Consider the following 23,918-nt stretch of genomic DNA (forward strand, 5'->3'; position numbering starts at 1 on the left):
CCGATCAGCCCCGTTCGGCTCCGGGGGAAAGGGGCAAAGCGCGAAACGAGTTCCAAACCTGCAAAGCGTACGGCGCGCACGGGCTAGAATGCGCCGATCTCCCGCACTCGCCGTCCCCATGCAAGCCACTGCCAAGGCCCGTTTGCAGATCCACTTCTGCGTGTTGCTGTGGGGTTTCACCGCGATCCTGGGCAAGGCGATCACGCTGCCGGCCTCGGCGCTGGTGTGGTGGCGCATGCTGCTGGTGACGCTGGCGCTGCTGGCGATGCCGCGCGTATGGCGCGGGCTGCGCGCGATGCCGAACCGACTCAAGCTTGCCTACGCCGGCATCGGCGTACTGGTGTCGCTGCACTGGCTCACCTTCTATGCGGCGATCAAGCTTTCCAATGCCTCGGTGGGCGCCACCTGCATCGCGCTGGGGCCGGTATTCCTGGCCTTCGTCGAGCCGTGGATCGCGCGCCGCCGCTTCGATCCGCGCGAGCTGCTGCTCGGCGTGGCGGTGGTGCCGGGCGTGGCGCTGGTAGTCGGCGGCGTACCGGGCACGATGCGGCTCGGGCTGGTGGTGGGCACCGCCTCGGCGCTGCTGGTGGCGCTGTTCAGCGCCTGCAACAAGCGGCTGGTAGAGCACGGCGATCCGCTGACCGTCACCTGCCTGGAACTGGGCACCGGCACGTTGTTCCTCAGCCTGCTGGTGCCGTGGCTGCCGCATGCCGGGTCGGCGTTCGCGCTGCCGGGCCCGCATGACGCGACACTGCTGGTGCTGCTGTCTTTCGGCTGCACGCTGCTGCCGTTCGCGCTGGCGCTGGTCGCCCTGCGCCACCTGAGCGCCTTCGGCACCCAGATGGTGACCAATCTCGAGCCGGTCTACGCGATCGTGCTGGCCGCGCTGCTGCTGGGCGAGCAGCGCGAACTGGGCTGGACCTTCTATGGCGGCGTGGCGGTGATCCTGGCCGCCGTGTTCGCCCACCCGTGGCTTGGCCGCCGCGGCGAGCCGGCCCGCGCCGAGCAATTGGCCGTCAGCGAGGGGCACGGCACCGCCGAGTGAGCAATGCCCCCGGTGCCTCAGTGCCCGTAGGAGCTGTCGGTCGTGCTGTTGCTGTTCTTGTGTCCCTTTTGCGTGCGGTGCTTGCTCTGGGTATCGCCCTGGCCGGTGCTGGAGCCGGCGTTGTTCCAGCTGCCCGAATTGCTGCCATTGCCACTCATGTTGCCGCTGCCACCCATTCTGGCACTGGGGTTCGTGCTCCCATTGGAGTTCATGCTGCCGTTGGCGTTGGTGCTGCCGCGCTGCATGCCGTTCTGGTCCTGGCTCTGGGTCTGGCTGCTCTGCTGCTGGCTGCTCTGCGCCGAGCCGGCCGTGCCGGCGCTCTGCGCGAGGGCGCTGCCCGCCAGCGCCAGGGCCACTGCGCCGGCCAGGGTGATGCTTGCCTTGGAAACGTTCATCGCTGATCTCCTGTTCGTGGTGGCACTCCGGCCGGAAACGCGCAGCCGTCGGCCCGGGGCAGGCAACGGAAGAGTCGTCGGATCCTTCCCTCACGCACGCTGCGGTAGCCGCCGTTGGCCGCCCGTGACCGGCACGACGCCTTGCCGTGAAGCCGGGCACGGCCTGTCAGCGCGCGTACGGCTCGGGCCTGGCGGGACCCGGCGCGCCTCTATACTTGTGCGATGAACTATCGCCATGCCTACCACGCCGGCAACTTCGCCGACGTCCTCAAGCACGTCGTGCTGTCCGCGCTGATCGAGGCGCTCAAGGCCAAGCCCACGCCGTTCGCCGTCATCGACACGCACGCGGGCAGCGGCTGCTATGCGCTGGAAGGCAAGGAGGCGCAGAAGACCGGCGAGTGGCGCGAAGGCGTGGGCCGGCTGCTGTTTCCCGATGTCGGCCCCCACGCCGAAGCAGGCGGCGCGCTGCCGCCGCTGCTGCGGCGCTGGCTGGACGGCCTGCTCGCGTTGCCCGGCAACGAGCACGGTTCCAAGCTCTATCCGGGCTCGCCCATGCAGGCGGCGCTCGCCATGCGCGACACCGACAGCGTGCAACTGTGCGAACTGCACCCGGAGGAAGCCGCGCGATTGCGCGAGCTGTTCCACCACGACAGGCGCATCCACGTACACCAGCGCGACGGCTACGAGGCGCTCGGCGCACTGCTGCCGCCGAAGGAAAAGCGCGGCCTGGTGCTGATCGATCCGCCCTACGAGGCGCAGGAAGCGGAGTACCGGCTGATCGAGCAGGCGTTGAAGGCCGCTCTCGCGCGCTGGCCGACCGGCGTCTATGCCGTGTGGTATCCGATCAAGCTGCGCAGCCAGGTGCAGCCGTTCCTGCGCTGGCTTGGCCACTGCGGTGCGCGTCGCGTGCTGCGCGCCGAGCTGCTGGTGCATCCGGACGATTCGCCGTTGCGCCTCAACGGCTCGGGCATGGCCATCCTCAACGCGCCATGGAAGCTCGATGAGGCCTTGCGCGAGCCCTTGCGCGCGCTGGCCCGGCTGCTCTCGCAGGAACACCCGGCCCAATGGCGGCTGGACTGGCTCGCCGAAGAAACCGCCACGCCGTCCCCGCCGCCGCTATCGCGTTCACGCGGTCGCCGCTAAGCTCGCTGCGCAACCGCGGCCGCCTGCCGCGGCCGCCCTTTCGCCAAGGTCAGGAGCCCGCCATGCGCATCCGCCTCGCTTATATCGTCTTTCGTTCGGCACTGCCGGTAACGTTGCTCGCCCTTGCCGCCTGTGCGCCCGCGCCGATCTACAAGGCCGCGCCCGACGCGATAAGCGCCCCGCCGTCCCAGGTCGCGCAATCGCCCGAGCAGTTCGCCAACCGCCCGGTGATCTGGGGCGGCCGCATCGTCGGCGTCAACAACCTGGCCGACCACAGCGAGGTGGAGATCCTGGCCTATCCGCTGGACAGCTCGCAGCGTCCGCGCGCCAACGACAGCGGAAGCGGTCGCTTCATCGCGGTGATGCCCGGCTACGTCGAGTCGCTGGACTATCCGGCCGGCGGCCTGATCACCGTGAGCGGCCAGCTAAACGGCAGCCGTGCGGGCAAAGTGGGCCAGGCCGACTACGTGTTCCCGCTGGTGCAGGTGGGGCAATCGCATGTGTGGACCGCCGACGAGATGAACAAGGGCAAGAACAACGTGCACTTCGGGGTAGGCGTAGGCGTCGGCATCCGTTGACGCGGCGGAACCTCCACAGGGTCGCCTTCTCCGACCATAAACCGACCGGCCACTCGCAGGGACCCACGCATGTCCGGCCACGCCAATTCGCTCAAGGCGATCTTCCTCGCGCTCGGCGCCAACTTCTCGATCTTCCTCGCCAAGCTGGTGGCCGCGCTCCTGACCGGCTCGGGCGCAATGCTGGCGGAGGCGGTGCATTCGCTGGCCGATTGCGGCAACCAGGGGCTGTTGCTGCTGGGCATGCGCCAGTCCAAGCGGCCGCCCTCGGACGAGTACCCGCTGGGCTGGGGCCGCGCGCTGTACTTCTGGTCGTTCCTGGTGGCGATTCTGCTGTTCAGCGTGGGCGGCATGTTCTCGGTCTACGAGGGCGTGCACAAGCTCAGCCACCCCGAACCGCTGAAGTGGCCGTGGCTGGCGCTTGGCGTGCTGGCCTTCGGCATCGTCGCCGAAGGCATCTCGATGCGCGGCTGCATGCATGAGGTCGACAAGGCGCGCGGCGAGCAGAACCTGTGGACATGGTTCCGTCAGACTCGCTCCAGCGAACTCTTGGTGATCTTCGGCGAGGACCTGGCAGCGCTGATCGGCCTGTGCCTGGCCGCGCTGGCGGTGGGCGCGACCATGCTCACCGGCAACCTGGTGTTCGACGCGATGGGTACCGTCGCGATCGGCGCGCTGCTGGTGATGGTTGCGGTGGCGCTGGCGATCGAGGTGAAGGCGCTGCTGATCGGGCAGGGCGTCGAGCCGCGGCGCCGGGCCGAACTGCAGGCCTTCCTGCACAACCGACCGGAGGTGGCGCAGGTGCTCAATCTGATTACCCTGCAGATGGGCGCCGACGTGATGGTGTCGATCAAGGCCAGGATGGAACCGTGCGCCAGCGACCGCGCGCTGATCGAGGCCATCAACGTCGTCGAGCGGGCGATGAAGGCGCAGTTCCCGGAAGTCCGCTGGAGCTTCTTCGAGCCGGATCTGACGGATTAGCTCGATCTTCTTCGTTTCCCTTCCCGGAAGAGGATTGAGGTGTGGGGCCGGGGCTCGCGGGAAACCGCATCAGACCCGCGCTTCGGTCTAAACATCCCGCAAAAAAAGTCCCCCTCACTCCAGCCCTTTCCCCGAAGGGGAGCGGGAGCCAGACTTGGCTCCGCCTGACCATTCGCGCCAGCGTAGAATGAACCGCCCCAGCCGCGACCCGGTCCCATGATCCTCACCCCCCGCCTGATCGTCCTGCTGCTGCTCCTGCTGTTCGCGTTCTGCGTGCTGCTGGTGCACCTGCGCGGACGGGCGCGGCTGCGGTTCGACCGCCAGCTGGTCGACCACTCGGCGATCTTCGCGCCATACAACCTGATGATGTACGCATTCTCCGCGGTACCGGCACGTCCGATCCTGGACCGTCGCGGCTTCCCGCAGCTGGACCTGTTGCAGGCCAACTGGCAGACCATCCGCGAGGAAGCCCTGCACCTGTTCGACGAGGGTTACATCCGCGCCGCCGAGAAGCACAACGACGCCAGCTTCAACAGCTTCTTCAAGCAGGGCTGGAAGCGCTTTTACCTGAAGTGGTACGGCGAGCCGCTCGCCTCGGCCGAAGCGCTATGCCCGAGAACGGTGGAACTGCTCCGGGCAATCCCCAGCATCAAGGCGGCGATGTTCGCCACGCTGGCGCCGCACAGCAAGCTCAACCCGCACCGCGATCCGTTCGCCGGCTCCCTGCGCTACCACCTGGGCCTGATCACGCCCAACTCGCGCGACTGCCGCATCTTCGTCGACGGCGAGGAACATGCCTGGGGCGACGGCAAAGACGTGGTGTTCGACGAGACCTACGTCCACTGGGTGGAGAACAACACCGACCAGACCCGCGTGATCCTGTTCGCCGACGTCGAGCGCCCGCTGCGCACGCGCTGGATGAGCGCGCTCAACCATCGCGTCGGCGCGTTCATGGGCCGCATCACCGCCTCCCCCAACGCCGACAGCGAGAAGGTCGGCTTCGTCAACCGCATGTTCGCGCTCAACCAGCGTGGGCGCGAGCGCAGCAAGGCCTTCAAGCGGCGCCACCCCAAGCTGTTCCGGGGCTTGAAGTACGCCGGCATCGTGCTGCTGATCTGGCTGGTGTTCCTGGCGCCCTGGCCGCTGGTGCGCTGAAGGCCGGTCACATTCCGCGCCGGCCGCGCGTCCTGGCCGTATCCCACCGGAGAACGTCCATGGATGCCCAGACCGCCCTCTTCCAGCGACATCGCCCACGCCTGTTCGGGCTGGCCTATCGCATGCTTGGCACGCCGGCCGATGCCGAAGACGTTTTACACGACGCCTGGCTGCGCTGGCACGCGCAGGACACCGCCGCACTGGACGATCCCGAGGCCTGGCTGGTCACCGTGACCACGCGCCTGGCGCTGGACCGCCTGCGCCGCGCCAAGTCCGAGCGAGCGCACTACACCGGCCCCTGGCTGCCCGAACCGCTGGTGCCGGATGCAGAACGTCCCGAGGACGAGCTCGAGCGTGGCGAAACGATCACCCTGTCCTTCCTGCTGCTGCTCGAACGGCTGAGCCCGGACGAGCGCGCGGCCTTTCTGCTGAACGAGGTGTTCGACTACAGCCATGCCGAGGCCGCCGCGATCCTCGGCATCCATGAGGACGCCTGCCGCCAGCGCGTGCACCGCGCGAGGACCCGCCTGCGCGAAGGGCGGCCACGCTTCAGCGTGGATGGGCCGACCAGGCAACGCATGCTGCGGCGCTTCATAGAGGCAATGAAGCAGCCGGACCTGGAATCGCTGCGCGCGCTGTTTGCCGAAGACGCGATCGCCATTTCCGATGGCGGCGGCATCGTGCGGGCCGTCCTGCGCCCCTTGCAGGGTGCCGACCGGCTGGCCCGTCTCTACACGCAGATCGCCACCCGCTTCTACTCGCGACCCGACGTGCGTCTCACCATCGTGGAGCTCAACGGCGAACCCGTACTGCTGTCCTGGATCGGCGACACGCTGGCCAGCGCGACCTGGATCGAATGCGAAGGCGACCACATCACCGCCACGCTTGCCTTGCGCCACCCCGGCAAGCTGGCCCGCCTGGCGGCGGTCACGAAAAGCAGGGCCCTGGCGTCCTTGCATTGAACGGCCCGCTGCGGGCCGCCCTTCAATCCGAGGAGTCCGCCATGTCCCGTTTCGCCATCCAACGCCACTACCGCTCGATGATGCCGCTGGTCGAACTCGGCAAGCAGATCCACGCCGCCGGCCGCCTGGAGCCGCGCCTGATGGACCTGGTCCTCATGCGCGTCTCGCAGATCAACGGCTGCGCCTACTGCCTGGACATGCACAGCAAGGATGCCCGCGCCGCCGGGGAAACCGAGCAGCGCCTGTACGTGCTGCCGGCCTGGCGCGAGACCACGCTGTTCAGCGAGCGCGAGCGCATCGCCCTGGCCTGGGCCGAGGAGCTGACCGAGCTGAACTCGCACGAGGCGGTATCGGACGCGCTCTACGAAAGGGCGCGGCAGCATTTCGACGAGGAATCGCTGGTCGACCTGACCCTGCTGGTGGTGACGATCAACAGCTGGAACCGCATCAACATTGCCGCCCGCACGATCGGCGGGAGCTACAAGCCCGGCCAGCACGGCTGAGCCTGCCGAGCGCTGCAGCCCGAACCGGTCCTGCCGGATCGCACGTCCGGCGCGTCCGTTCCGGCCGGACCGGGCGCCTTCCCCAGGCTGCACGGCCATCCTGCCCTCCTCGTCACATGCGAGGAGGACGCCATGCATCAACCCACGTCCATGCGCTGGCAACGGCCGGCCGCCGTGCTGCTCGTCTCGCTGTTCTTCGCGGCGAGCCGGTCGGGCATTCGGGACGCCGCGGAGCGCGGCCGCACCATGCCAGCGGCCGGGCTGGCGCCCAGAAAGTCGAAGGCCGCGGGGGATGCCGCGGCCTTCGATGGAACCATGAAGCGGGATCGTGGGCCTCAGCCCTTCACGCGCTTGGCGATCGCCTCGCCGAAGCTCTGCGTGTTGCCCCGGCCGCCCAGGTCCGGCGTGACCCGGTCATGGTCGTTGGCCATGGTGTCGCGGATGGCGTTGCGCAGGCGAGTGCCCTTATCGACCATCCCCAGGTGATCGAGCATGTCGGCCGCCGCCAGCAGCAGCGCGCAGGGGTTGGCGATGCCCTTGCCGGCGATGTCCGGCGCCGAACCGTGGACCGCTTCGAAAATGGCCGCGTGCTCGCCGATGTTGTCGCCCGGGGCCAGGCCCAGGCCCCCGACCAGTCCGGCGCACAGGTCCGACAGGATGTCGCCGAACAGGTTGGTGGTCACGATCACGTCGAACTGCTCGGGCTTCATCACCAGCTGCATGCAGGTGTTGTCCACGATCATCTCGTTGAACTCGATCTGCGGGTATTCCTTGGCGATCTCGCGCGCCACGTTCAGGAACATGCCCGAAGCGGTCTTGATGATGTTGGCCTTGTGCACCGCCGTGACCTTCTTGCGGCCCTTCCTGACCGCCATCTCGAAGGCGTAGCGCACGATGCGCGCGCTGCCCTTGCGGGTCACGCGCACCATCGAGGTGGCGATCTCGCCGTCCTCGGACACGCTCTGGCCTTCGGCGAGATAGGCGCCCTCGGTGTTCTCGCGCACGGTGATGATGTCGATGTTCTCGTAGCGCGCCTTGGTGCCCGGAAAGCTGGTCGCCGGGCGCACGTTGGCGTACAAGTCGAAATGACGGCGCAGGGTCACGTTGACCGAGGTAAAACCGCCGCCGATCGGCGTGGTCAGCGGGCCCTTCAGAGCGATCCTGTGCTCGGCGATCTTTTCCAGCGTCGCCTTGGGCAGCAGATCGCCGTGCTTCTCCAGCGCCACCATGCCGGCGTCGACGTAGTCGTAGGTGAGGCCGCAATCCAGCGCATCGAGCACGCGCAGGGTGGCGGTCATGATTTCCGGGCCGATGCCGTCACCCGGAATCACGGCGATGGTGTTGCTCATGGGAAGCTCCTCGAGGACAGGTCGCGGGCACGCGGCGGGGATTGCGCGCGCCAAAGAGTCCCATTATCGCCGATGCAGGCCCGTGCCCGCAGCACGCGGCACCCACCGGCGCGTTGCAAATCCTCGCACGGAGCGTTGCGTTTCTTCGCAGCGCCCGGCGCCGAGCCGTACCCCGATGACGGCGCCGGCTCGCGCCGGCGCCGCGGATTCAGGCGTGGTCTGCGCAGGCGGTGCCGGCGGCGACGCCGCCTTCGAGCTGGTCCAGGAAATCGACCGCGCGGCGCAGGTGCGGGATCACGATCGATCCGCCGACCACCAGCCCCACGCTGAAGGTCTCGAAGAATTCCTCGCGGGTGACGCCGGCGTCCTTGCACTGAGCCACGTGGTAGGCGATGCAATCGTCGCAGCGCAGTACCATCGAGGCGACCAGGCCCAGCAGTTCCTTGGTCTTCACGTCGAGCGCGCCGGGCTTGTAGGTCTGCGTGTCCAGCGCGAAGAAGCGACGCACCACCTGGTTGTCCTCGGCCAGAATGCGCTCGTTCATGCGCTGGCGGAACGCGGTGAACTCCGCCACGCGGTCCTTGCTCTGGTCGGCGCCGCTCATGCGGCTTCGTCCAGCAGTTGCTTGAGCTTGCCGCTGCGGTCGGCGGCGACCAGGTCGTCGTAGCCGCCCACGTGCCGGTCGTTGATGAAGATCTGCGGCACGGTGCGGCGCCCGCCGCTGCGCTGGAGCATCAGCTCCCGCTGCGCCGGGTCGGCATCCACGCGCACCTCGCTCCACTCAAGCCCCTTGGACTTGAGCAGGTTCTTGGCGGCCACGCAGTACGGGCACACGGCCGTGGAATAGACCTCGATCTTGGGCATTGCGGATGCTCCGGCAACTGGAAAACTGACCACCCCAGATGGGGTACGCGGCGGACGTTTGCAAGCCGACGGACAATGAACCGACGACGCCGCGGATGGTCTTTGAGTTGATGTATTGTCGCCCACCTATGGCCATGGCACCACGACGCTTCGTCCCCCGCCTGCTGACAACGCTGATCTGCGCCTGCCTCGCCTTCGGCGCCGGCGCGCAGGAGGACATCCGCCTGCCCGATCTGGGCAGCTCGGCCGATTCGCTGATCTCGCCGCAGGACGCCAGGGACTACGGCGCCGCCATGCTGCGGCAGATGCGCTCGCTGGACATGGTGGTGGACGACCCGCTGCTGGACGACTACCTCAACGATCTGGGCTACCGGCTGGTGGCCGGCAGCGACAAGCCCAAGGACCACTTCACCTTCGTCATCGTGAAGGACCCGGAGATCAACGCCTTCGCCGCACCGGGCGGCTACATCGCGGTGAACTCCGGCCTGATCGCGATCACCCGCAGCGAAAGCGAGCTGGCCGGCGTGATCGCCCACGAGATCGGCCACATCACGCAGAACCACCTGCAGCGCGCCTTCGAGGATTCGAAAAAGGACGCTCCGCTGATGGCGCTGGTGCTGCTGGGCGCAATCGCCGCGGGCGCCGGCTCGCACAGCGGCGATTCGCCGATAGCCGTCTTGGCGGCCGGCCAGGGCCTGATCGCGCAGAAATCGATCAATTTCACCCGCAAGGATGAGATCGAGGCCGACCGCGTGGGGATCCAGACGCTGGCCAATGCCGGCTTCGACCCCACCGCCATGGCCAGCTTCTTCGAGCGCATGCAGGACACCCTGCGCGCCGGCGCCGGCGGCACCGACGTGCCCGAACTGCTGCAGACTCATCCGGTGACGCTCTCGCGCATCAGCGACGCCAAATCGCGTGCCGGCGCCCTTGTCGCTCAGCAGAAGATGCGCCCGAGCGGCTCCACCCTGGTGCGCAGCCAATGGGAAAAGACCACTGCGCCGATCGCCTACGTGAAGGACCCCACCGTGCTCTCCATCGCCGCGCCCAAGAGCGGCCTGGATACCTACGCGCTGATGCGCGAGCGCACCCGCGTACTGGCCGGCGACGCCCCTAAGCTGGTCCAATACTACGGCGCCAGCTTCAAGATGCCCGGCTTCGACACGCCGGCCAACCGCTACGGCTACGCGCTGGCACTGACCCGCGCCGGCTCAGGTACGCAGGCGATCGGCCAGCTTCAGCCGCTGCTGGCCGCGCATCCGGACAGCCTCGTGCTCGGACTGGCGATGGCGGACGCACAGTTGCAGGCCGGCCAGCGCGCCGACGCACTCTCCCGCTACGCGCGCCTCAACGGGCGCTCGCCGCGCAACCGCGCGGTGGCACTGGCCTACGCCAAGGCGCTGACCGCCGGCGGGGACACCGCCCAGGCCACCGCCGCCGCATCCTTGTTGCGCCCTCTGCTGGACGACGCCGACGAGCCGGACGTCTATATGAGCTACGCGCGCGCGAGCGACAAGGCCGGCGACCACGTCCGCGCCGGCGAGGCCTTTGCCGATGCCAGTTACCTGTCCGGCCGGCCGTTCGACGCCATGGAACAGTTGAAGCGCCTGCTCAAGCGCGAGGACCTGGACTACTACGCCCGGGCACGCATCCAGGCCCGCATCGCCGAGCTCACTCCGCTGGTGCTTGAGCTGCGCAAGCGCAAGATCCAGACCGTCGACAACCCGGACGGGCGAAGCCAGTAACCTCGATTCGGGTCCCCCGCGGCGCGAGGGAAGGTGCCAGCAGGCGGCGCGCCCTTGGGCGAGATGTCGACGGCCCGTCGCGAGAAGGCCGGCTTTCGCACGGCATGTCATCCCCGCGTAACATTGCCCCATTGCAATACGCCCGTCACAGGCCAGGCCCAAACCGCGTGCACAAGCGCATCCTCATCGTCGAAGACGAAGCCTCGATCCGCGACATGGTCGCCTTCGCCCTGCGCAAGGCCGACATGGAGGCGGTCGCGGCGGCCGACGCCCGCGCCGCCCAGATTGCCATCGCCGAACAGGTGCCCGACCTGATCCTGCTGGACTGGATGCTGCCCGGCACGAGCGGGTTGGACCTGGCCCGGCGACTGCGCAAGGAAGAGCTGAGCCGTGAAATCCCCATCATCATGCTCACCGCGCGCGGCGAGGAGATGGACCGGGTCAACGGCCTCGAAGCGGGCGTCGACGACTACGTGGTCAAGCCGTTCTCCACCCGCGAGCTGATCGCGCGGATCAAGGCGGTGCTGAGGCGCAGCCAGGGCGACGACGGCAGCGGCATGGTGGAGCTTGGCGGGCTGCGCATCGATGGGCCGGCGCACCGTGTGTTCGCCGGCGAGGAACCGGTGCCGATCGGCCCCACCGAATACCGCCTGCTTTACTTCTTCATGACCCATGCCGAGCGCGTGTACACCCGCGCGCAGCTGCTCGACCATGTCTGGGGCGGCAGCGTGTACGTGGAGGAACGCACGGTCGACGTGCACATCCGCCGCCTGCGCAAGACGCTGGAGCCCTGGCAGCTCGATGCGATGGTGCAGACCGTGCGCGGATCGGGCTATCGTTTCTCGGCCAACGTCTGAGGCCCGACTCGACGTTGTCATCCGGCCGCACCATCCTTCCCGCACCGCTGCCCCGGATCGAACGCATGACCCGCGCCCGCCGCCTCGCCATCACCCTGCGCGACCTGCGCGACGCAGCCGACAGCCTGCCCGACGCCGTGGTCCTGCTGGACGAGGCATGGCGCGTGCGCTGGTTCAACCAGGCCGCCGAAACCTTGCTGGGACTGCGCCGCGGTCACGACCGCGGTGTGGTGCTGTCCGATCGCCTGCACGGCTCGGAACTGGCCGCATGGCTGCGTTCCGGCGCGCGCGTGCCGCTGCACGACATACCGGCGCCCGGCCGTCCGGGGGATCATCTGGACGTATCCATCCAGCCGTTCGGCCGTCGCCAGCGCATGCTGCTGGCGCGCGACATCAGCCCGCTCACGCGGCTGGAGCAGATCCGCCGCGACTTCGTCGCCAACGTCTCGCACGAGCTGCGCACGCCGCTCACGGTGATCCACGGCTATCTCGAGCTGCTCGACCCGGAGGACGTGCCGACGCTGGCGCCGGTGCTCGCCGAGATGCGCGCGCAATCCAAGCGCATGGGCCAGATCGTCGAGGACCTGCTCACCCTCTCGCGCCTGGAGACCCAGGAGCAGGTGATCGACGAGCGCGTACCGATGGCCGCCATGCTCGCCACCGTGCGCAAGGAAGCCGAAGCGCTGAGCCAGGGCCGCCACCGCATCGCCCTCGAAACCGAAACCGACTGCGACCTGCTCGGCTCGCCCAGGGATCTGCACAGCGCCCTTTCCAACCTGGTCAGCAACGCCGTGCGCTATACCCCCAGCGGCGGCAGCATCATCATCCGCTGGCAGCGTACGCCGGAAGGGGCCATGTATTCGGTCAGCGACACCGGCTACGGCATCCCCGCCGGCCATCTGTCGCGATTGACCGAGCGCTTCTACCGCGTCTCCTCCAGCCGCTCGCGCGAGACCGGCGGCACCGGCCTGGGGCTGTCAATAGTCAAGCACGTGCTCAACCTGCACCAGGCAAGGCTCAGCGTCGAAAGCACCCCAGGCAAGGGTTCCACCTTCGCCTGCCACTTCGGCGCCGAACGGCTGCTGGTGCCTGAATCCGGCGCCGGAGACCCAACCCCCGGCTGAAGCCCGCCCTACCCGTCCCGGGCGCAGCGGGTGTACTTGCGCGCCGCATCGGCCAGAATGGGATCCATGGCCCGCAAACTGCCGCCTCCCGCCACCACGATCGCCGACCTGGCCGCGCCGGAGCTGTACCTGAGCCGCGAGCTGGCGGCGCTGGAGTTCAATTTCAGCGTGCTCGCCATGGCGCGCGACGCACAGACCCCGCTGCTGGAGCGGCTGCGCTACCTGAGTATCGTGGCGAACAACCTCGACGAGTTCTTCGAGGTGCGCGTGGCGATGCTCAAGCACCACCACGCCTACGGCTCGGCCGCGCCAGGACCCGACGGGCTGTCCTCCGGCGAGCTGCTGACCCGCATCCGCGCGCGCGCGCTGGACCTGGTCACCGAGCAGTACGCCACCTGGCAGGAACAGCTCAAGCCGCAACTGGACGCCGAAGGCATCCGCTTCCTCACCCGCCGGCAGTGGACGCCGCTGCAGCGGCGGTGGCTGCAGGGGTATTTCGAGCACGAGGTGCTGCCGGTGCTTTCGCCGCTGGGGCTGGACCCGGCGCACCCGTTTCCGCGCATCCTCAACAAGACGCTCAACATCGCGGTGGTGCTGCAGGGCCGCGATGCGTTCGGCCACGAGGGCCACATGGCGCTGGTGCGCGCGCCGCGCTCGCTGCCGCGCATCATCAAGCTGCCGGCCGAGGTAAGCGGCGGCGGCGACAACTTCGTGTTTCTGGCCGAGCTGTTGCAGGCCTTCGTCGATCTCATGTTCGCCGGCTTCAAGGTGGTCGGCTCCTACCAGTTCCGCGTCACCCGCAACAGCGAGTTGATCGTGGAGGAGGCCGAGGTGGAGAACCTGGCCCACGCGCTCAGCGAGGAGCTGCTCGGGCGGGGCTACGCGCGGCCGGTGCGGCTGGAGATCGCCAACGACTGCCCCAGGGCGATCACCGCCATGCTGGTGGCCAATTTCGAGCTGGACGAAACGGACGTGTATCGCTGCGACGGGCCGGTCAACATCATCCGCGCCGGCGGCATCTACGACCAGGTCGACCGGCCGGAGCTCAAGTTCCCGCGTTTCGTGCCCCGCCTGCCCGCGGCGATCGGTCCCGGGGCCAACCTTTTCGAGGTGATCGGCCAGCGCGACGTGCTGCTGCACCACCCCTACGAAAGCTTCGCCGCGGTGGTCGACCTGCTGCGCCAGGCCGCCTCCGATCCCGCCGTGCTGGCGATCAAGCAGACGCTCTACCGCGCCGGCGAGGACACCCCGCTGGTCGACCTGCTGGTGGAGGCCGCCCGCAACGGCAAGGACGTCACCGTGGTGATCGAACTGCGCGCGCGCTTCGACGAGGAGGCCAACATCCGGCTGGCCACGCGGCTGCAGGAGGCCGGCGTGCAGGTGGTCTACGGCGTGGTGGGCTACAAGACCCACGCCAAGATGATGCTGATCGTGCGCCGCGAGGCCGACCTGCTGCGCCGCTACGTGCACCTGTCCACCGGCAACTACCACCAGGCCAACAGCCGCCTCTACACCGATATCGGCCTGATGACCTCCAACCCCGAGATCGGCGAAGACCTGCACAAGGTCTTCCAGCAGCTCTCGGGCCTGGGCTCGGTGATCAGCCTCAAGCGCCTGCTGCATTCGCCCTTCACGCTGTACAAGAGCGTGGTCGCCAAAATCGAGCGCGAGACGGCGCACGCGCTGGCCGGCAAGCCGGCGCGCATCGTCGCCAAGCTGAACGCGCTCAACGAGGCGCACGTGATCGAGGCCCTCTACCGGGCCTCGCAGGCCGGCGTGGAGATCGACCTGATCGTGCGCGGCGCCTGCACGCTCAGGCCCGGCCTGCCCGGCATCTCCGAGCGCATCCGCGTGCGCTCGATCGTGGGGCGGTTCCTGGAGCACAGCCGTGTGTACTGGTTCGCCAACGACGGCATGAGCGAGATCTACTGCGCCAGCGCCGACTGGATGGGGCGCAACCTTATGCGCCGCATCGAGGTCGCCTTCCCGATCCTCGACCCGGCGCTGGCCCGGCGCGTGTTCGACGAGACCCTGGCCAACGGCCTGGCCGACAATACCCAGGCCTGGCTGCTGGACGCGAGCGGCCGCTATACCCGCGCCACGCCCGGCAACCAACCGCCGCACAGCGCGCAGCAGACGCTGCTCGAGAAGATCTGCGGATGAGGCGCCGGCCGCTATCTCGCCGCGCCCTCGGCCTGGCGCCTGGGATCGAGATCCACGCGGTCGGCCGTCGCCTGCGGTGCCTGCGGCCGTGGGCGCCAGGCATGGCAGAATCCCCGGCTTACCCCTCCGGATTTCCCGCGTGATCACCGAGACCGTACCCATCAAGGATGGCGAACTGATCGCGGCCGTGGACCTGGGCTCGAACAGTTTCCACATGGTGGTCGCGCGCATGGAGCACGGCGAGCCGCGCGTGATCGACCGCCTGCGCGACACCGTGCGCCTGGCCGCCGGCCTGCGCTCGGACGGCACGCTGGACGCCGCCCATCGCGCCCGCGCGCTGGCCAGCCTGGCGCGTTTCGGCCAGCGCATCGAAAGCCTGCCGTCGGCCAACGTGCGCGCCGTGGCCACCAATACCGTGCGGCGGCTGTCCTCGCCACACACCTTCCTCGCCAGCGCCGAGGCGGCGCTGGGCCATCCGGTGGAGATCGTTTCCGGCCGCGAGGAAGGTCGGCTCATCTTCCTTGGCGTGGCGCACGACCTTCCTGCGTCGCGCGAACCGCGGCTGGTGATCGACGTGGGCGGCGGCAGCACCGAGTTCATCATCGGCCGTGGGCTGGCGCCACTGCACACCGAGAGCGTGCAGGCCGGCTGTATCGCCTCGACCTTGCGGTTCTTTCCCGGCGGCCGGCTGACGCCCAAGCGCTGGAACCGCGCGCGCAGCGAAGTGGGCGTGCTGCTGCAGCAGTTCGCCGAGGATTTCCGCGAATCGGGCTGGCAGGACGCCTACGGCTCCTCCGGCAGCGCCAAGGCGGTCGACGCGGTGATCCAGGCGATGGGCCTGACCGACGACGGCGTCACCCTGGATGCCCTGGCCGAGCTGCGCGAGGCGATCCTCGAACAGGGCCAGATGGACCTGCTGCGGCTGCCCGGGCTCACCGAGGAGCGCGCGCCCGTGTTCGCCGGCGCCGTGGTGATCTTCGAGGCGGCTTTCGAGGCGCTGGACATCGGCCACATGCGCGTATGCGAAAGCTCGATGCGCGAAGGCCTGCTGTGGGACCTGCTCGGCCGCGCCGGTGGCCGCGACCCACGCACCGACAGCGTCGATGCGCTGGCCACCCGCTACGGCGTCGACCGTGCGCAGGCGCGCCGCGTCGAGTCGACCGCGCTGGCGCTGTTCGACCAGGTGGTGCGTCCCTGGAAGCTCGATGCGGAGGCGCGCGAGTGGCTTTCCTGGGCCGCCCGCGTACACGAGATCGGCTTGGCCATCGCACACAGCCAGCACCATCACCACGGCGCCTACATCCTGCGCCATGCCGATCTGGCCGGTTTCTCGCGGCAGGAACAGCAACTGCTCGCCGCCGTCGTCGAGGCGCACCGGCGCAAGCCGGCCAAGGCGCTGATCTCGGTGCTGCCGCAGCGCTACCGCGCCCTGGCCCGCCATATCACGGCGCTGCTGCGCCTGGCCGTGCTGTTCCGCCGCGGCCGCCGCGCCGAGTCGCTGCCGCCGCTCAAACTCACCGCCACCAGCCACCGCCTGCGCCTGGCCATTCCCGCACACTGGCTCGACCAGCATCCGCTGACCGAAGCCGACCTGGAGCAGGAACAGGGGCCGATGGCCGAGCTCGGCCTGACGCTTGATATCCAGCGCACCTGAGAGGATCCTCCCGCCCGCTCGCAAGGGAGGGACCGCGGCCTTGCTTCAGCCCGTGCAACGGCACCGCGTATCATGCGGGCAATCCACACAGGTTCCGAACGCATGCATCGACTCCTGCTGGCTCTCCTGCTCCTCGTGCCGCTGGGCCTGTCCGCCCAGACGGCGGTGCCTGCACCGGCCGTCACCCAGGCGCCGCCGGCGCCGGGCCCGAAGGTGCTGCTGCACACCAGCGTCGGCGACATCACGCTGGAGCTGTATCCGGACAAGGCGCCCAAGAGCGTGGCCAACTTCCTGCAATACGTGCACGAGGGTTTCTACGACGGCACCGTGTTCCACCGCGCCATTCCCGGCTATCTCGTGCAGGGCGGCCTGTACACGCGCGACCTGCAGCCGCGGCGCACGCACCCGGCCATCGCCAGCGAGGCCGACAACGGCCTCTCCAACCTGCGCGGCACCGTGGCGGTGGCGCGCGGCGCCGACCCCAATTCGGGCACCGCGCAGTTCTTCATCAACCTGGTCGACAACCGCCGGCTCGACTACGCCGGCAACCAGAGCGGGCTCACCTGGGGCTATGCGGTGTTCGGCAAGGTGGTGCAGGGCATGGACGTGGTCGACAAGATCGCCGCCCTGCCGACCCGCGGCCAGGGACCGTTCGCCGCCGACGTACCCGACCCGCTGCCGGTGATCCTGAGCGCAAGCGTGGTCGGTGAGGAAGCTCCCGCCTCCACTGCCAGCGCCAAGGCGCCCGCCAAGGCCGCCAGCGCGGCCAAGCCCGCCAGGCCGGCCGGCAGGAAGGGCGGTTGATGGCCCGCCTGTTCATCGCCGACCTGCACCTGGACGACAGCCGCCCGCACATCACCGACCTGTTCGAGCGTTACCTCGCCGGCGACGAAGTGCGCCGGGCCGATGCGCTGTACATCCTGGGCGACCTGGTCGAGGCCTGGATCGGCGACGACGACGACGCGCAGCTGCCCGCACGCATCGCCCGCGCCACGCGCGCCGTACGCGAGTCCGGCGTACCGGTGTATTTCATGTCCGGCAACCGCGACTTCCTGCTCGGCCAGGATTACGCCGAGCGCGCCGGCCTCAGCTTGCTGGAAGACGGCACCGTCCATGACCTGTATGGCCGTTCCACCCTACTGATGCACGGCGACACGCTGTGCACCGACGACGTCGCCTACCAGGCCGTACGACGCCAGGTACGCACGCCCCAATGGAAGGCCAACATCCTGGCCATGCCGCTGGAGGCGCGCCGCGCCTTCGCCGCCAAGGCCCGCGCCGATAGCCGCGCGCACACCGGCAAAACCATGGAATCGATCATGGACGTCAACGCCGACGCGGTCGCACAGGCGATGCGCGGGGCGGGCGTCACGCGGCTGATCCACGGCCACACGCACCGGCCGGCGATCCACGACTTTTCGCTCGATGGGCATGAGGTCCAGCGCATCGTACTGGGTGACTGGTACGAGCAGGGGTCGGTGTTGCGCGTGGACGCGGACGGCGCCACCTTGCGTGGCCTCTCGCCCTAGCCCGCCGGATCGCCCGAGTCTCCACGCTGGCCCTTCTCCCCGAGAGGAAGCAAAAGCGCGAGCTCGGCTACCATTGCCGTTTTCCGCATCCCAAGGACCTCCCCATGCAGCTCGATCAGGTCAAGGCCGTCATCACCGGCGGCGCCTCCGGTCTCGGCCACGCGGTGGCACAGCACCTCGTCGCACACGGCGCGAAGGTGGCGCTGTTCGACGTCAACGAAGAGAAAGGACAGGCCGCCGCGCAGGCGCTGGGCCAGGCCGCCCGCTTCTACCGCACCGACGTGACCTCGGAGGAAGGCGTGGCCGCCAACGTCGCCGCCGCGCGCGAGGCGATGGGCGGGCTCAACGTGGTGATGAACTGCGCGGGCATCCTGGGCTCCGGCCGCGTGCTGGGCAAGGAAGGCCCGATGGCGCTGTCCAACTTCGCCGGCACGGTGATGGTCAACCTGGTCGGCAGCTTCAACGTGGCCAAGGCCGGCGCGTCGCTGATGCAGTCCAACGAGCCGGGCGAGGACGGCGAGCGCGGCGTGATCGTCAACACCGCCTCGGTGGCCGCCTACGAGGGCCAGATCGGCCAGGCGGCCTACTCGGCGTCCAAGGGCGGCGTGGTGGGTATGACGCTGCCGATGGCGCGCGAGCTGGCCCGCTTCGGCATACGCGTGGCGACCATCGCGCCTGGCATCTTCTGGACGCCGATGGTCGACGGCATGCCGCCGCAGGTGCAGGAATCGCTGGGCGCCTCGATCCCGTTCCCCTCGCGGTTGGGCAAGCCGGAGGAGTTCGCGCGCACCGTCGCCTTCATCCTGGGCAACCGCTACATCAATGGCGAGACCATCCGCCTGGATGGCGCGGTGCGCCTGCAACCGAAGTAAGCCGGGATCCCGATGCGCGGGATTCGAGGCTCGCAAGAGCCCGCATCCCGCGCTCCTCCTCCGAAGCCCAGCCTCCAATCACCATCCCGGTCCAGACCCATGAAAGCTTCCGACGTCAAGAAAGGCAACGTGGTCGAGCACGACGGCACCGTCTATCAGGTGCGCGACATCGAACGCAGTGCGCCGACCGCGCGCGGCGGCAACGTGACCTTCCGCTTCACCATGTATTCGATCCCCGGCGGGCGCAAGTTCGACCTGAGCCTGCGCGCCGACGACGACCTGAAGGAGATGGACCTGGTCCGCCGCGCGGCCAACTTCTCCTACATGGACGGCGAGGCGTTCGTGTTCATGGATGCCGAGGACTACGCCCAGTACCTGCTCGGCCCCGAGCTGGTCGGCGACAACGCCGGCTACATCGTGGAGGACACCGAGGGCTACTACGTGCAGTTGATCGACGACGCTCCGGTCGGCCTGCAGGTTCCCACCAGCGTGGTGCTCACGGTCGTGGACACCGCGCCGGAGCTCAAGGGCGCCAGCGCCACCAAGCGCACCAAGCCGGCCCGGCTCAACACCGGTGTGGAAATCCAGGTGCCCGAATACATCACCAACGACGAGAAGGTGTGGGTCAACACGCTGACGGGCGAATTCGCCGGGCGTGCCTGACGGATGAAGGCTTCCCGCAAGCCTTCATCCCGGTGGCTCGAGCACCTTTCTCCGCGAACGCGGGGAACGGTGCAAGGCGCTCTTGGCCAGGCCCGCGGTAGGTCCCACGCACATGCTCCGCATCAACCCAAAGAGCGCCGCAGCGTCCGCCTCCTCCACATAAAGGCGACCGGGCGCTGCAGGTCCCCTAGGCGGCGGTTCAACTAGCCTCAGGCAGAATCACGGGCTTCCCACCCCCTGCGATTCGGCCATGTCCGCCAGCGTCTACTCGCTACGCGCCAACGTGCTGGAGAGCCTTACCCGGACCAAGCGCCCGGACGTTCCCCTGCGGGTAGTGGTGCGCAACACGCTGGCCGTGGTGGCGCCGTTGGGAATCGGCATGGCCTGCGGGCACACTGCGGTGGGCCTGGGCGTGGCAGCCGGTGCGCTGGACACGATGTTCTCCGACCAGCCGGGCCCTTACCGCCAGCGCGTCGTGCAATTGCTGCTCGCCTCGCTTGCCGCGGGACTGGCCGCGCTCGCCGGTTTCCTGATCGGCGGGCACCTGCCGTCGATGCTGCTGGCGAGCGCACTGGTCGGTTTCGGCGGCGGCTTGCTGGTGGTGTTCGGTACCGACCTCGCGCGCGTAGGCATGACCAGCATGATCCTGCTGGTGGTCACTGCCGCCTCGCCCACGTCGCTGGCGCCGGCGGCGGCCGGTGCGGCGCTTATCTTCGCCGGCGGCCTGCTGATGATGCTGTTCTCCGTCGCCGCCTGGCCGTTGCAGCGCTACCGGCCCGAACGGCAGGCACTCGCTACGGTCTACCGCGGACTGGCCTCGCTCGCGCGGCAGCGTGCCCAGGACGAAGCCGACGAGCCCGCCCTGAGCGGCGCCATGACCATCCTGCAGCAGACCCTGCTGGGCCGCTACCACGCCCGCGGCCGCGCCATGGAGGCCTTCGGCGTGCTGCTCGAACTGGCCGAACGCATCCGCCTGGAGCTCACCACGCTGGCGGGCGGCACGCCCTCGAATGCGCCGACGCTGCGCTTCCGCGCCCGCGTCGCGCGGGTGCTCGACCACATCGCCGACGCACTTCAGGAGGGCACCACGCCGCACGCGGCCGAACGCGCCTTGCACGCCCTGCAGGCGATCGAACGCCATGCCGTGGACAACGACGCGCAGGGTGCGCTGCACATCCATGCCCTGGCCGGCCAGCTCGCCGCGGCCGTGCGCAACGCCAACTGGGCCGGCAGCCGCGGCGAGCAGCGCGCGGAAGCGGCCGACCTGCGCCTGCCCGCCTCGCTGCGGCAGAACTCGACGCGGGCGGTGCTGCTGGCCAACCTCTCGCCGCATTCGGTGGCTTTCCGCCACGCCGTGCGCTCGGCCGTCACGTTGAGCCTGGCATTGGCGCTCTCGCGCCTGCTCAAGCTCCCGCACGGCTATTGGGTGCCGATGACCGTTGCCATCGTGCTGCGGCCGGACTTCGCCGCCACGTTCAACTTCGGCCTGCTGCGCGTGGTCGGCACCGTGCTCGGCCTGCTGTTGACTACTGCATTGCTGCGCGTGATTCCCGACCAGCCCTGGGCGCACCTGGCCCTGATGGGCGTGCTGTGCATGGCTTTCCGTTACCTGGCCACCGCGCACTACGGCATCGCGGTGGCGGCGCTGACCGGCACCGTGGTGGTGCTGCTTTCCTTCGAGGGCGTCGATCCGGGTGTGGCCGTCCTCGACCGCGTCATCAACACCGCCCTGGGCAGCGGCCTGGCGCTGCTCGCCTACGTGCTGTGGCCCACCTGGGAGCGTGGCCGCGCACGCGCCGCGCTGGCGGACATGATCGACGCCTACGCCGATTATCTGCGTGCGCTCGGGCGCCCGCAGCGGCGCTCGAACTATCGCGAAACCCGCACCGCCGCGCGCACCGCCCGTACCAATGCGCTGGCGTCGATCGAACGCATGCGCGCCGAACCGGCGACCCCCACCGCCCTGCTCGACCTGGCCCAGGCGCTGTTTTCCAACGGCAACCGCCTGGCGCGCACGGCCATGGCGCTGGAGGCGCTGTTGCAGAACCGCTCGAGCCTGCCGGAACAGACCGAGGTGAGCGCCTTCGTCGACCACGCCGCCACGGCGCTGCACGGCATCGCCGGCGCGCTGCGCGAACAGCGCGCGGCCTCCGGCTTGCCGGACCTGCGCATGCTCCAGCGCAGCCTCGGCACCTTGCTGGCGATGTCCGAGGACGCGGCTGGCGCCGATCAGGTCGCCCGCCTCACCGACCGCCTGGCCGACAACATCAACACGCTCGCCCACGTGGTCGGCCGCTGCCCGCAGGAGCCGGCCGCGCAATCGCCCGGACGGCACGTGCATCCGTAATGCCCCCTTATCGGTGCATGCGTGTCGCGAGCGATTCGCGGTTCGCACCTTGCGCATCGCCCGCGCGGCCACGCCCAGCAGTGGCCACGGCTTTCCCACTGCGGCGCTCCGTTGCCGCCGAGCACCTTGATATAGGCCTCGTTGACCAGCGCGGTGGCGCTCAGCGTGCGCTCGCTGGTATTGCGGCGCAGCTGCGCGCCGGCCAGCCGGTGCAGCGCCGCGTACATCTGGCGCAACGCCTCCTCCAGCGCGGCGGCATCGCCTGCCTGCGCCCAATGCAGCAGCTGCGTCACGTCGACACTGTTGTTCACGAAGCAGGTCCCTTGGCCGAACGGCCGCCCCGAAAAATAGGTCATAGCCCCCCCGCGGAGCCCACCGAAACGAGCCACGGATTGCGCACTACGTGGCTATCCGGGGTGCCCTGTTAAACTCGTCCGCATGCTCAAGATCGACACCCATGCGCACGTCCTGCCCCGCGACTGGCCCAATCTCGCGGCCAAATACGGCAACGACCGCTTCCCGGTGATGACGCACACCGACGGCCGGCATCGCATCTACAAGGACGGCAAGTTCTTCCGCGAAGTCTGGGACTCGGCCTTCGATCCGCGCACCCGCATCGACGACTACGCCCGCTTCGGGGTCGGGGTGCAGGTCGTCTCCACCGTGCCCGTGCTGTTTTCCTATTGGGCACCCGGCTACCAGGCGCTGGAGCTGCACCGGCACCTCAACGACCACATGGCGCAGATGTGCCACGACCACCCGCGCCATTACGCGGGCATCGGCACCGTGCCGTTGCAGTCGCCCGAACTGGCCATCCGCGAGCTGGAGCGCTGCATCGACGAGCTGGGCCTGCAGGGGGTGCAGATCGGCTCGCACTGCAACGACTGGAACCTGGACGCGCCGGAGCTGTTTCCCTTCTTCGAGGCGGCGGCGGACCTGGGCGCGGCGATCCTCGTGCACCCGTGGGACATGATGGGCGCCGACACCATGCCCAAGTACTGGATGCCCTGGCTCGTCGGCATGCCGGCCGAGCAGTCGCGCGCGGGCTGCTGCCTGGCCTTTGGCGGCGTGCTGGAACGGCTGCCGAAGCTGCGCATCATGCTGGCCCACGGCGGCGGCAGCTTCCCCTGGTCGATCGGCCGCATCGAGCACGGCTTCCGCATGCGGCCGGACCTGGTCGCCACCGACAACCCGCGCAACCCGCGCGAGTACCTGCGCCGGCTCTATTTCGACTCCTGCGTGCACGACGAGCGGGCGCTGCGATATCTCCTGGATGTGACCGGCGTCGATCGCGTCATGCTGGGCACCGACTATCCTTTCCCGCTGGGCGAGCAGGAGCCCGGCAGCGGCATCGAGGCACTGGGCCTTCCCGAGGACGACCGCGCACGGCTGTTCCACGGCACCGCTCTGGAATGGCTGGGCCTGCCCCTGCATCGTTTCATCCACCCGGCACCCATTACGGAGCGTCCATGAGCCTCACCCGCAGCCTCATCCTAGCCGCCGCCCTGCTGCTGGCCGGTACCGCGTATGCCACCGAGGTCAGCATGGCCGGCGGCAGCGTGGGGTTCAGCACACCCGATAGCTGGGTCAGCATCATGGAGACCCAGGGAGACCCGGAAGTGCGCGTGTTCCAGGTTCCCGATCCCTCGCCTACCGCCGCCAGCAGCCTGGCCCGCGTCACCGTCACGGTGAAGCAGGTCAGCGACCTGGCCGCATTCGAGCGGTACGTGGCCAGCGCCACCCAGCGGGCCAAGTCGCTGACCGGCTACCAGGCCGCCGGCAACCCCTACGGCCCCAATAGCTACGCCTATACCGCGAGCGAGAACGGCACGCCGTACCGCTACAGCGAGCGCTACTGGTTCGCGAACAACCATGCGATCCAACTGCGATGCGCACGGCCGGCACGCAGCGAAGCCGGCGCCGCCTGGGCCGCAGGCTTCGACAAGGGTTGCGATACCGTCGCCGCCAGCCTGGCCCGCTAAAGGTCCAGCC

24 protein-coding genes are annotated in these 23,918 nt (G+C 69.0%); 19 read left to right on the forward strand and 5 right to left on the reverse strand.

Annotated elements, in window-relative coordinates; all coding sequences use genetic code 11:
* The first annotated feature begins 118 nt into the window (after nucleotides 1-118).
* Entirely contained in the window at nucleotides 119-1,045 is a 927-nt protein-coding gene (locus tag VGU65_RS14700) for a DMT family transporter (RefSeq protein WP_327476939.1), read from the forward strand.
* Between the two features lie 17 nt (nucleotides 1,046-1,062).
* On the opposite strand, the gene VGU65_RS14705 is transcribed toward VGU65_RS14700, so the two are convergent.
* Nucleotides 1,063-1,440, reverse strand: coding sequence for a hypothetical protein (locus VGU65_RS14705; RefSeq protein ID WP_327476941.1), 378 nt, complete (start codon nucleotides 1,438-1,440; stop codon nucleotides 1,063-1,065).
* A 222-nt stretch (nucleotides 1,441-1,662) separates the two neighbouring features.
* On the opposite strand from VGU65_RS14705, the gene VGU65_RS14710 reads away from it, so the two are divergent.
* The 6 genes from VGU65_RS14710 to VGU65_RS14735 all read left to right on the forward strand — a co-directional run bounded on the left by VGU65_RS14710 (nucleotide 1,663) and on the right by VGU65_RS14735 (nucleotide 6,759).
* Nucleotides 1,663-2,583 (forward strand): 23S rRNA (adenine(2030)-N(6))-methyltransferase RlmJ, encoded by a 921-nt coding sequence (locus tag VGU65_RS14710; protein ID WP_327476943.1) that lies wholly within the window; start codon nucleotides 1,663-1,665, stop codon nucleotides 2,581-2,583.
* 62 nt (nucleotides 2,584-2,645) lie between these two features.
* Complete coding sequence (locus VGU65_RS14715) at nucleotides 2,646-3,161, forward strand: Slp family lipoprotein (protein ID WP_327476944.1); 516 nt, start codon at nucleotides 2,646-2,648, stop codon at nucleotides 3,159-3,161.
* 69 nt (nucleotides 3,162-3,230) lie between these two features.
* Nucleotides 3,231-4,139: a cation diffusion facilitator family transporter gene (locus VGU65_RS14720; protein ID WP_327476945.1), complete on the forward strand. Its 909-nt coding sequence runs from the start codon at nucleotides 3,231-3,233 to the stop codon at nucleotides 4,137-4,139.
* Nucleotides 4,140-4,355: 216 nt separating this feature from the next.
* The gene (locus VGU65_RS14725) at nucleotides 4,356-5,294 is read left to right on the forward strand and encodes an aspartyl/asparaginyl beta-hydroxylase domain-containing protein (protein WP_327476947.1); all 939 of its coding nucleotides are present in this window, start codon (nucleotides 4,356-4,358) and stop codon (nucleotides 5,292-5,294) included.
* A 59-nt stretch (nucleotides 5,295-5,353) separates the two neighbouring features.
* Complete coding sequence (gene sigJ, locus VGU65_RS14730; protein ID WP_327476949.1) at nucleotides 5,354-6,256, forward strand: RNA polymerase sigma factor SigJ; 903 nt, start codon at nucleotides 5,354-5,356, stop codon at nucleotides 6,254-6,256.
* 41 nt (nucleotides 6,257-6,297) lie between these two features.
* A complete protein-coding gene (locus VGU65_RS14735; protein WP_327476951.1) occupies nucleotides 6,298-6,759 on the forward strand; it encodes a carboxymuconolactone decarboxylase family protein in 462 nt (153 codons plus the stop codon).
* Nucleotides 6,760-7,094: 335 nt separating this feature from the next.
* Here the strand turns inward: VGU65_RS14735 and VGU65_RS14740 are convergent, their stop codons facing one another.
* The 3 genes from VGU65_RS14740 to grxC form a co-directional block, all read right to left on the reverse strand.
* Nucleotides 7,095-8,108 carry an isocitrate dehydrogenase gene (locus tag VGU65_RS14740; RefSeq protein WP_327476953.1) on the reverse strand — a complete coding sequence of 338 codons (1,014 nt, stop codon included), beginning with the start codon at nucleotides 8,106-8,108 and terminating at the stop codon, nucleotides 7,095-7,097.
* A gap of 208 nt (nucleotides 8,109-8,316) precedes the next feature.
* On the reverse strand, nucleotides 8,317-8,712 hold the full coding sequence (locus tag VGU65_RS14745; RefSeq protein ID WP_327476955.1) for a carboxymuconolactone decarboxylase family protein: 396 nt from the start codon (nucleotides 8,710-8,712) through the stop codon (nucleotides 8,317-8,319).
* The gene (gene grxC / locus VGU65_RS14750) at nucleotides 8,709-8,972 is read right to left on the reverse strand and encodes a glutaredoxin 3 (protein ID WP_327476957.1); all 264 of its coding nucleotides are present in this window, start codon (nucleotides 8,970-8,972) and stop codon (nucleotides 8,709-8,711) included. Before grxC ends, VGU65_RS14745 begins: the two co-directional genes overlap by 4 nt.
* Before the next feature lie 128 nt (nucleotides 8,973-9,100).
* On the opposite strand from grxC, the gene VGU65_RS14755 reads away from it, so the two are divergent.
* From VGU65_RS14755 to VGU65_RS14800, 10 genes are all read left to right on the forward strand, one after another.
* Nucleotides 9,101-10,717: a M48 family metalloprotease gene (locus VGU65_RS14755; RefSeq protein ID WP_327476959.1), complete on the forward strand. Its 1,617-nt coding sequence runs from the start codon at nucleotides 9,101-9,103 to the stop codon at nucleotides 10,715-10,717.
* A 167-nt stretch (nucleotides 10,718-10,884) separates the two neighbouring features.
* Nucleotides 10,885-11,574, forward strand: a complete 690-nt coding sequence (gene phoB / locus VGU65_RS14760; RefSeq protein ID WP_327476961.1) for a phosphate regulon transcriptional regulator PhoB — start codon at nucleotides 10,885-10,887, stop codon at nucleotides 11,572-11,574.
* A gap of 65 nt (nucleotides 11,575-11,639) precedes the next feature.
* Nucleotides 11,640-12,698, forward strand: coding sequence for a phosphate regulon sensor histidine kinase PhoR (gene phoR, locus VGU65_RS14765; protein ID WP_327476963.1), 1,059 nt, complete (start codon nucleotides 11,640-11,642; stop codon nucleotides 12,696-12,698).
* 66 nt (nucleotides 12,699-12,764) lie between these two features.
* Nucleotides 12,765-14,861 (forward strand): polyphosphate kinase 1, encoded by a 2,097-nt coding sequence (ppk1, locus tag VGU65_RS14770; RefSeq protein ID WP_327476965.1) that lies wholly within the window; start codon nucleotides 12,765-12,767, stop codon nucleotides 14,859-14,861.
* 139 nt (nucleotides 14,862-15,000) lie between these two features.
* Nucleotides 15,001-16,515: a Ppx/GppA phosphatase family protein gene (locus VGU65_RS14775; protein WP_414655832.1), complete on the forward strand. Its 1,515-nt coding sequence runs from the start codon at nucleotides 15,001-15,003 to the stop codon at nucleotides 16,513-16,515.
* Nucleotides 16,516-16,617: 102 nt separating this feature from the next.
* Entirely contained in the window at nucleotides 16,618-17,319 is a 702-nt protein-coding gene (locus tag VGU65_RS14780; protein ID WP_327476967.1) for a peptidylprolyl isomerase, read from the forward strand.
* Nucleotides 17,319-18,044, forward strand: a complete 726-nt coding sequence (gene lpxH, locus VGU65_RS14785) for a UDP-2,3-diacylglucosamine diphosphatase (RefSeq protein ID WP_327476969.1) — start codon at nucleotides 17,319-17,321, stop codon at nucleotides 18,042-18,044. Before VGU65_RS14780 ends, lpxH begins: the two co-directional genes overlap by 1 nt.
* Before the next feature lie 104 nt (nucleotides 18,045-18,148).
* Nucleotides 18,149-18,916, forward strand: a complete 768-nt coding sequence (locus VGU65_RS14790; RefSeq protein ID WP_327476971.1) for an SDR family NAD(P)-dependent oxidoreductase — start codon at nucleotides 18,149-18,151, stop codon at nucleotides 18,914-18,916.
* Nucleotides 18,917-19,015: 99 nt separating this feature from the next.
* A complete protein-coding gene (gene efpL / locus VGU65_RS14795; protein WP_327476973.1) occupies nucleotides 19,016-19,579 on the forward strand; it encodes an elongation factor P-like protein EfpL in 564 nt (187 codons plus the stop codon).
* A gap of 250 nt (nucleotides 19,580-19,829) precedes the next feature.
* On the forward strand, nucleotides 19,830-21,926 hold the full coding sequence (locus VGU65_RS14800) for an FUSC family protein (RefSeq protein ID WP_327476975.1): 2,097 nt from the start codon (nucleotides 19,830-19,832) through the stop codon (nucleotides 21,924-21,926).
* Here VGU65_RS14800 and VGU65_RS14805 read toward each other — a convergent pair.
* The gene (locus tag VGU65_RS14805; RefSeq protein WP_327476977.1) at nucleotides 21,809-22,282 is read right to left on the reverse strand and encodes an ECF-type sigma factor; all 474 of its coding nucleotides are present in this window, start codon (nucleotides 22,280-22,282) and stop codon (nucleotides 21,809-21,811) included. The genes VGU65_RS14800 and VGU65_RS14805 overlap by 118 nt on opposite strands.
* An 82-nt stretch (nucleotides 22,283-22,364) precedes the next feature.
* Between VGU65_RS14805 and VGU65_RS14810 the strand changes: the two genes are divergently transcribed.
* Both VGU65_RS14810 and VGU65_RS14815 read left to right on the forward strand, forming a co-directional pair.
* Complete coding sequence (locus tag VGU65_RS14810) at nucleotides 22,365-23,399, forward strand: amidohydrolase family protein (protein ID WP_327476978.1); 1,035 nt, start codon at nucleotides 22,365-22,367, stop codon at nucleotides 23,397-23,399.
* Nucleotides 23,396-23,908 (forward strand): hypothetical protein, encoded by a 513-nt coding sequence (locus VGU65_RS14815; protein ID WP_327476980.1) that lies wholly within the window; start codon nucleotides 23,396-23,398, stop codon nucleotides 23,906-23,908. Before VGU65_RS14810 ends, VGU65_RS14815 begins: the two co-directional genes overlap by 4 nt.
* Nucleotides 23,909-23,918: the final 10 nt, after the last annotated feature.

Origin of the sequence: Frateuria sp. (assembly GCF_035943815.1) — a bacterium.
Lineage (GTDB): Bacteria > Pseudomonadota > Gammaproteobacteria > Xanthomonadales > Rhodanobacteraceae > Frateuria_A.